The organism is Moorena sp. SIO3B2, from assembly GCF_010692525.1.
Lineage (GTDB): Bacteria > Cyanobacteriota > Cyanobacteriia > Cyanobacteriales > Coleofasciculaceae > Moorena > Moorena producens.
Genome location: NZ_JAAHHE010000309.1, coordinates 1 through 7,215, shown reverse-complemented (window position 1 = coordinate 7,215; position 7,215 = coordinate 1). Strand labels below are relative to the sequence as shown.

Annotated in this window: 4 protein-coding genes; all 4 read left to right on the top strand. The window is 49.1% G+C overall.

The window, feature by feature from the left end; genetic code table 11:
- Positions 1 to 776: alkaline phosphatase family protein (locus tag F6K38_RS32070; RefSeq protein WP_287359112.1), on the top strand; the 776-nt coding region annotated here is incomplete at its 5' end.
- Positions 777 to 1,431: 655 nt separating this feature from the next.
- Complete coding sequence (locus F6K38_RS32065) at positions 1,432 to 2,673, top strand: tetratricopeptide repeat protein (RefSeq protein WP_287359108.1); 1,242 nt, start codon at positions 1,432 to 1,434, stop codon at positions 2,671 to 2,673.
- A complete protein-coding gene (locus F6K38_RS32060) occupies positions 2,673 to 3,764 on the top strand; it encodes a tetratricopeptide repeat protein (RefSeq protein WP_287359105.1) in 1,092 nt (363 codons plus the stop codon). The genes F6K38_RS32065 and F6K38_RS32060 overlap by 1 nt, the downstream gene beginning before the upstream one ends.
- 6 nt (positions 3,765 to 3,770) lie before the next feature.
- Positions 3,771 to 7,215 (top strand): tetratricopeptide repeat protein (locus tag F6K38_RS32055; protein WP_287359103.1); only part of this gene is annotated, 3,445 nt, incomplete at its 3' end.

The window sequence follows — 7,215 nt, the reverse complement described above, 5'->3', positions numbered from 1 at the left end:
CCCAAACTCTCTATCAAAAATTGCAACAGTATGGTGTTAAATCTTATTGTTTTCAACACTACAATTATGCTTACTCTCCCTTTTCACGAGTGGTGTGTGATGGGGCAAGTATTGTTCCCTACAAAACTATTCCTGAAGCATTAGTTAACCTGACTGAAGCCGCGATCGCTGAATCCGATAAGAGCTACTTTTTCCTGTATTTGGATACTGTTGATGGCATCGCTCATAAATACGGTCCTGGCTCCCTGCAGTTCCAGGCTGAAGTTAGCACACTTTTGCTAACTATGGAGCGACTTTTATATCAGCAGGTAGCTGGTAAGCTGAAGAATACATTATTACTAATTACGGCTGATCATGGACAAATAGAGATTTCACCAGAGACTACTATTTATTTGAATCAGCTTAATCCTTCCATTGAGCAGTTTATTAAACGGAATGCCCAAGGTAAACTGTTGGTGCCAGCAGGATCATGTCGGGATATGGTGTTGTATATTCAGGAAGACCATTTGGATAAAGTCTATGATTTGCTGACGGAGCAGTTGGCAGATCGAGCAACAGTGTATCGCACTACAACATTACTTGAGCAAGGCTATTTCGGTACAGGTGAAATATCGCCACTATTGCTGAATCGGTTAGGCAATTTAGTGATTTTACCGAATAAGTATGAAACGGTTTGGTGGTATGAAGAAGACCGGTTTGAACAACACAAGTTGGGCGGTCATGGGGGATTGTCAAGGGAAGAGATGGAAACGATTTTGTTGGCTATTGATTGCTAAAAGTTGGTTGTTCGCGTAGCGTGGCCGAAAGGCCAAGGTTGAAGAGGGTTGAAGGTTGAAGGTTGAAGGGTTAAGAGGGTTGAAGGGTTAAGAGGGTTGAAGGGTTAAGAGGGTTGAAGGTTGTTAGGAGATGGGGAGAGCTTGTAGGGTGGGCAAAAACCGTTGGCTTCAAATGAGTATTAATGATTAGATTACTTTGCCCACCCTACTTTAATTGGTATTTTTTGTTCACTACTTCTAAAGTTGAAGCTTGTAGGGTGGGCAAAAACCGTTTGCTTCACATCAGTATTAATGATTAGATTACTTTGCCCACCCTACTTTAATTGGGATTTTTTTTATGATAGCTGATAGCTAATAGCTGATATAGCACTACGCATTCAAATTAGGACATTGTCTTGATGCAGTCGCTCCTAAACTCTGAAACTTAGTCATAGCTTACTTCTGACTTCTAACTTCTGACTTCTGACGCTAAGCGTAGCGCTATAACTGAACCACTACTCCCTAGGGTCTACTCCTTACGGCCTATTTCCTAAGAGCTATAGCGTTTTTAATACTTATGAGTTATGCAAGAGTTTTTTCCTAATTGCTCCAAATAGATAAAAAAAGATCTAAACTACAAAAGAATCATCTGTGCTATTGAGTTGTCAAATTATAGATGACTACTTCTGAGCTAGAAACTGCCCTTAATTGCTATCAAGAAGCACTCTCTAACCTAAAAGAGTCTAAATCTCCTCAAGTAAAGGAAGTGCTAGAGATTTTCAATGCCAGGGATGCTGTGCAGGCTGCTTGGAGTCAGTGTAATCACGTATCTACAACGGATCAACAGCAACTGGTTGAGTTGGACGCTCTGCTGAAGAGCAAAGCAGAGCAGATTACCAAAGTCATCGACTTAGCTGAATACCGAAACAGTTTTCAGCCTCCCGCCGCTGCGTGGTGGTGGCGATTGGAAACAGAAGCACCACCTCATCCCTGGGACCGCTGGGATTGGTTGTGGAAAGGGCTGACGGTGGGCAGTTGGACGGTGAATCTGAGTTTGTTGGTGGATATTGTGCCCCGATTTCTGAGTGCTGGCACCGGAGTTGCGGGAGTGGCAGTGGTGGCGTTTCCGAGTATCTTAACCCTATTGCAAGCCAGAAGCGAACTGACCCAGGCCGGAAAACAAGGGTTTGAAAAATTACTGAACAGGCTGCGTATTCCCAAGCATTACCATGAAGAAGCCAAATTCGCTTCCACATTGTTGCTGTGTGCGGTTCTAGCCCTATTATTCTCTAACAAGCCAGCTTTTTCCGATTGGTACAATCGCCAGGGAGTCAAGAAATATAATCAGGGGCAATTGGCTGGTGCTGAAGCCGATTATCTTCAGGCTTTGGCTCTCGATCCAGATAATGTCAACGCTCACTATAATTTAGGGTCCCTCTACGAAGACCTGCAACAGTTCGATAAAGCCAAGAGTCAATATCAATTTGCTGTTAAGGGGAATTTGATTAAGGCCGAGAACAATTTGGCTCGCTTGTGGATATTGGAGAATAAACCAGAATTGGCTACACCTCTGCTGTGGAAAAGTTTACAGGAGACGGAAAATCAGCCCTTGAGGATCAGATACAACTTGATGAAAAATTTCGGTTGGGCATTGTTGCAACAGCAGCAACTAGACCAAGCAGAGTCCATTCTAACGGGAGCGATCGCTTTAGCCACTACACCAGAGGGATTGGAGCAAATCACAACTCGCGCTTCAGCCCACTGTTTGTTGGCTCAGGTCTATGAACAGCAAACCCGCAATGAGGAAGCCCTTGAACAATGGCAAACGTGTTCTCAGCTAGGTTCAATTGTTAATCCTGATCAACCGAAATGGTTAGTTTTAGCTTACAAAGCGTTAAAGAAGGCAGGTAAACTCTAATGCAATGGAAAAAATGGAAACTCTTGATTGGCTTGCTCCTGGGGCTGAGCTTGGTAGTGAGCTTAGCTAGACCAGCTCGTCCGATCGGAAATGGTTTAAATCTAGTTGTGGCCCTTCGTCCTCAAGGTCAGGTGAAAATGAAGCGTTCCACTTGGCAGGATTATCAGCCAGCCTTTATTGGTGCGCCATTGGCGGCTAAGGATCACCTCTTACTGGCCAGCAATACCTTTGCTAAAGTCCTGTGCCAGAACTTAATGCCGTGGGAACCGGAGGGTGGCAGAGACTATATCGTCTCTGAAGGCTGTGCTCCTACCTCAAAACCAAAGCTATCTCAATCCGACCAGGATACAGTGATTGAAAGAGCAGCCAATAATCCAGAGATTCCTTATATTCTTAGACCTCGGGATAGTTCTGTGCTTAATCAGCAACCGCTCTTGGGCTGGCATCAGGTTGAGGGCGCGAGCACTTACCAAGTGACAGTGATAGGTCCAGGGGTGAAGTGGACTCAGGAAACCAGTGCAACGGAGATAGTTTACTCAGGCAAGCAGTCCCTACAACCAGGTGCTCGTTATTGGTTGATTGTCGAGACTGACCAAGGCAAAAGTTCTAAAGATGAAGGGAGTTTCGGGTTTACCATCCTCGGTCAGGAAAAAGCCCAGGAGGTATCAGCAGCAGCAGAGGAAATTAAGCAAAAGCAGTTGAGTAAGCCAGCAGAAGCACTAGCCTTGGCTCATTTGTACCGCAGCAATGACTTAAACGCTGAAGCCATTAACCTGCTGGAAACAGCTTTGGCTGATGGACTTGAGTCGATCCGGGTTTATCAACTTCTGGGGGACATTTACCAACAGGTGGGATTAAATCGCCTAGCTAGGGAGGGTTACCGGCAAGCCCTAGAACTGGCTAAGGCAGCGGGAGATTTAGATACTCAAGCTCAAGTGCTTGGGGGACTGGCAGTTACCAGTGGGATTATCGGTCAGAAGAATGAAGCGATCGCGTGGCTAGAGAAAGGGAAACAGGTTTATCAAACCTTGGGAGATCAGGTTAGGGCAGGTCAACTGGAACAACAAATGGTTAAGATTTTAGGGGGCTAATCGTTCATGAAGCCAAAAATCCTAATCAACCCAGGGCTGATGGCGGCTACCCTAGTCGGTGTGATGGGGATCAGAGCAGTTCCCGTGCCACCATGGGGACAGATGAGTATAGCCCAAGCCCAAGAAAGCTCACCATCAACTGAGCTAACCGAATCTGTAATTAAAAGAAAACTAGCAGAAGCATCTCGACTTAATCAACAACTGTTGGAGCTTTACCAACAAGGAAAGTACTCAGAAGCTATTCCCCTAGGGGAAAAAGCATTAGAGATTCGGCAACAAGTCCTAGGAGAGGAACACCCCGATGTGGCAGAAAGCCTCAATAACCTGGGGGAACTGTACTTACACCAGGGGAGGTACTCAGATGCTGAACCCCTCTTGCAGCAAGCCTTAAAGCTGAGGAAACGGTTGCTAGGACCAGACCACCCAGATGTGGCCACCAGTCTTAACAACCTGGGGGAACTGTACTTACACCAGGGGCGGTACTCAGATGCCGAACCCCTCTTGCAGCAAGCCTTAGACCTTAGGAAACGGTTGCTAGGACCAGATCACCCAGATGTGGCCACCAGCCTTAACAACCTGGGGGAACTGTACTTACACCAGGGGCGGTACTCAGATGCCGAACCCCTCTTCCAGCAAGCCTTAAAGCTGAGGAAACGGTTGCTAGGACCAGACCACCCAGATGTGGCAGAAAGCCTCAACTACCTGGGGGTACTTTACTTAATCCAGGGGAGGTACTCAGATGCCGAAACCCTCTTCCAGCAAGCCTTAAAGCTGAGGAAACGGTTGCTAGGAACAGATCACCCAAATGTGGCAGAAAGCCTCAACTACCTGGCTTTACTGTACTATAGCCAGGGCAGGTACGAAGAAGCTGAACCCCTCTTGCAGCAAGCCTTAAAGCTGAGGAAACGGTTGCTAGGACCAGACCACCCAGATGTGGCAGAAAGCCTCAACTACCTGGCTTTACTGTACTATAGCCAGGGACGGTACGAGAAAGCGGAACCCCTATTCCTGGAAGCCTTCGAGCTGAGGAAACGGTTGCTAGGAGAGGAACACCCAGATGTGGCAGAAAGCCTGAACAACCTGGCTTTACTGTACTCTAGCCAGGGCAGGTACGAGAAAGCGGAACCCCTATTCCTGGAAGCCTTAAAGCTGATGAAACGGTTGCTAGGAGAGGAACACCCAGATGTGGCATTCAGCCTGAACAACCTGGCAGCACTGTACGATAGCCAGGGCAGGTACAAAGAGGCCGAACCCCTCTACCAGCAAGCCTTAAAGCTGATGAAACGGTTGCTAGGACCAGAGCACCCACATGTGGCCACCAGCCTCAACAACCTGGCTTTACTGTACTCAAGCCAGGGCAGGTACTCAGATGCTGAACCCCTCTTGCAGCAAGCCTTACAGCTGAGGAAACGGTTGTTAGGAGAGGAACACCCAGATGTGGCAGAAAGCCTGAACAACCTGGCGGGACTGTACTATAGCCAGGGACGGTACGAGAAAGCGGAACCCCTATTCCTGGAAGCCTTAGAGCTGATGAAACGGTTGCTAGGACCAGACCACCCACATGTGGCCACCAGCCTCAACAACCTGGGGGAACTGTACTATAGCCAGGGCAGGTACGAGAAAGCGGAACCCCTCTTGCAGCAAGCCTTAGACCTTAGGAAACGCTTGTTAGGAGAGGAACACCCAGATGTGGCAGAAAGCCTGAACAACCTGGCGGGACTGTACTATAGCCAGGGACGGTACGAGAAAGCGGAACCCCTATTCCTGGAAGCCTTAGAGCTGATGAAACGGTTGCTAGGAGAGGAACACCCCGATGTGGCCACCAGCCTCGACAACCTGGGGTTACTGTACTTTCGCCAGGGCAGGTACCAACAGGCCGAACCCCTCTTCCAGCAAGCCTTAGACCTTAGGAAACGGTTGTTAGGAGAGGAACACCCCGATGTGGCCACCAGCCTCGACAACCTGGGGTTACTGTACTCAAGCCAGGGCAGGTACCAAGAGGCCGAACCCCTCTGGCAGCAAGCCTTAGACCTTAGGAAACGCTTGCTAGGAGAGGAACACCCCGATGTGGCAGCCAGCCTCCACATCCTGGCTTTACTGTACTCAAGCCAGGGCAGGTACCAAGAGGCCGAACCCCTCTACCAGCAAGCCTTAGACCTTAGGAAACGCTTGCTAGGAGAGGAACACCCCCATGTGGCAGAAAGCCTCAACTACCTGGCTTTACTGTACTCAAGCCAGGGCAGGTACCAAGAGGCCGAACCCCTCTACCAGCAAGCCTTAGACCTTAGGAAACGCTTGCTAGGAGAGCAACACCCCGATGTGGCCACCAGCCTCAACAACCTGGCTTTACTGTACTATAGCCAGGGCAGGTACCAAGAGGCGGAACCCCTTTACCAGCAAGCCTTAGACCTTATGAAACGCTTGCTAGGAGAGCAACACCCAGATGTGGCCACCAGCCTCAACAACCTGGCAGTACTGTACTCTAGCCAGGGCAGGTACCAAGAGGCCGAACCCCTCTTACAGCAAGCCTATGACCTTAGGAAAAGCTTGCTAGGAGAGGAACACCGCGATGTGGCCACCAGCCTCAACAGCTTGGCAGGACTGTACTCAAGCCAGGGCAGGTACCAAGAGGCCGAACCCCTCTTACAGCAAGCCTTAGAACTGCAGAAACGCTTGCTAGGAGAGGAACACCGCGATGTGGCCACCAGCCTCAACAACCTGGGGGAACTGTACTCTAGCCAGGGCAGGTACCAAGAGGCCGAACCCCTCTTACAGCAAGCCTTAGAACTGCAGAAACGCTTGCTAGGAGAGGAACACCGCGATGTGGCCACCAGCCTCAACAACCTGGCTTTACTGTACTCAAGCCAGGGCAGGTACCAAGAGGCCGAACCCCTCTTCCTGCAAGCCTTAGAGGTTTTCAAACGCTTGCTAGGAGAGCAACACCCCGATGTGGCCACCAGCCTCAACAACCTGGCAGCACTGTATCATGCTCAAAGTAATATCACCCCTGCCCTTGAGCTGTTCGAGCAAGGATTGGAGGTAGAAGAACGGAACCTTAACTCTAATTTGGTTGCTGGTCCTGAGCCTCAAAAGCAAAAGTACCTTGATACTGTCACTAGTAGCACATACCGAGTGATTTCTTTGCACCTCAACGCAGCTGCCAACAATCCCAGAGCAGCCCGTCTGGCCTTGACTACCATCCTGCGGCGAAAAGGTCGCGTTCTCGATTTCATCACCAACAGCCAGCAAATCCTGGGTCAACAGTTAGACCCTGAAAGCCAGAGGTTACTGGAAGACCTCAACGCTACCCGCACTCAACTAGCCAACTTGTTCTACAGCCAAGGCTTAGACCCTAAAAGCCCAAGGTTACTCGATGACCTCAATTCTAACCCCACTCAACAAGCCAATCTGACCTACAACCGACCCCCAAATCTACCTCTTAAATACTATC

Bases quoted from the DNA above. Each gene is read 5' to 3' on its own strand.
- F6K38_RS32065 (WP_287359108.1), top strand. From the start codon at position 1,432: ATGACTACTTCTGAGCTAGAAACTGCCCTTAATTGCTATCAAGAAGCA.
- F6K38_RS32060 (WP_287359105.1), top strand. From the start codon at position 2,673: ATGCAATGGAAAAAATGGAAACTCTTGATTGGCTTGCTCCTGGGGCTG.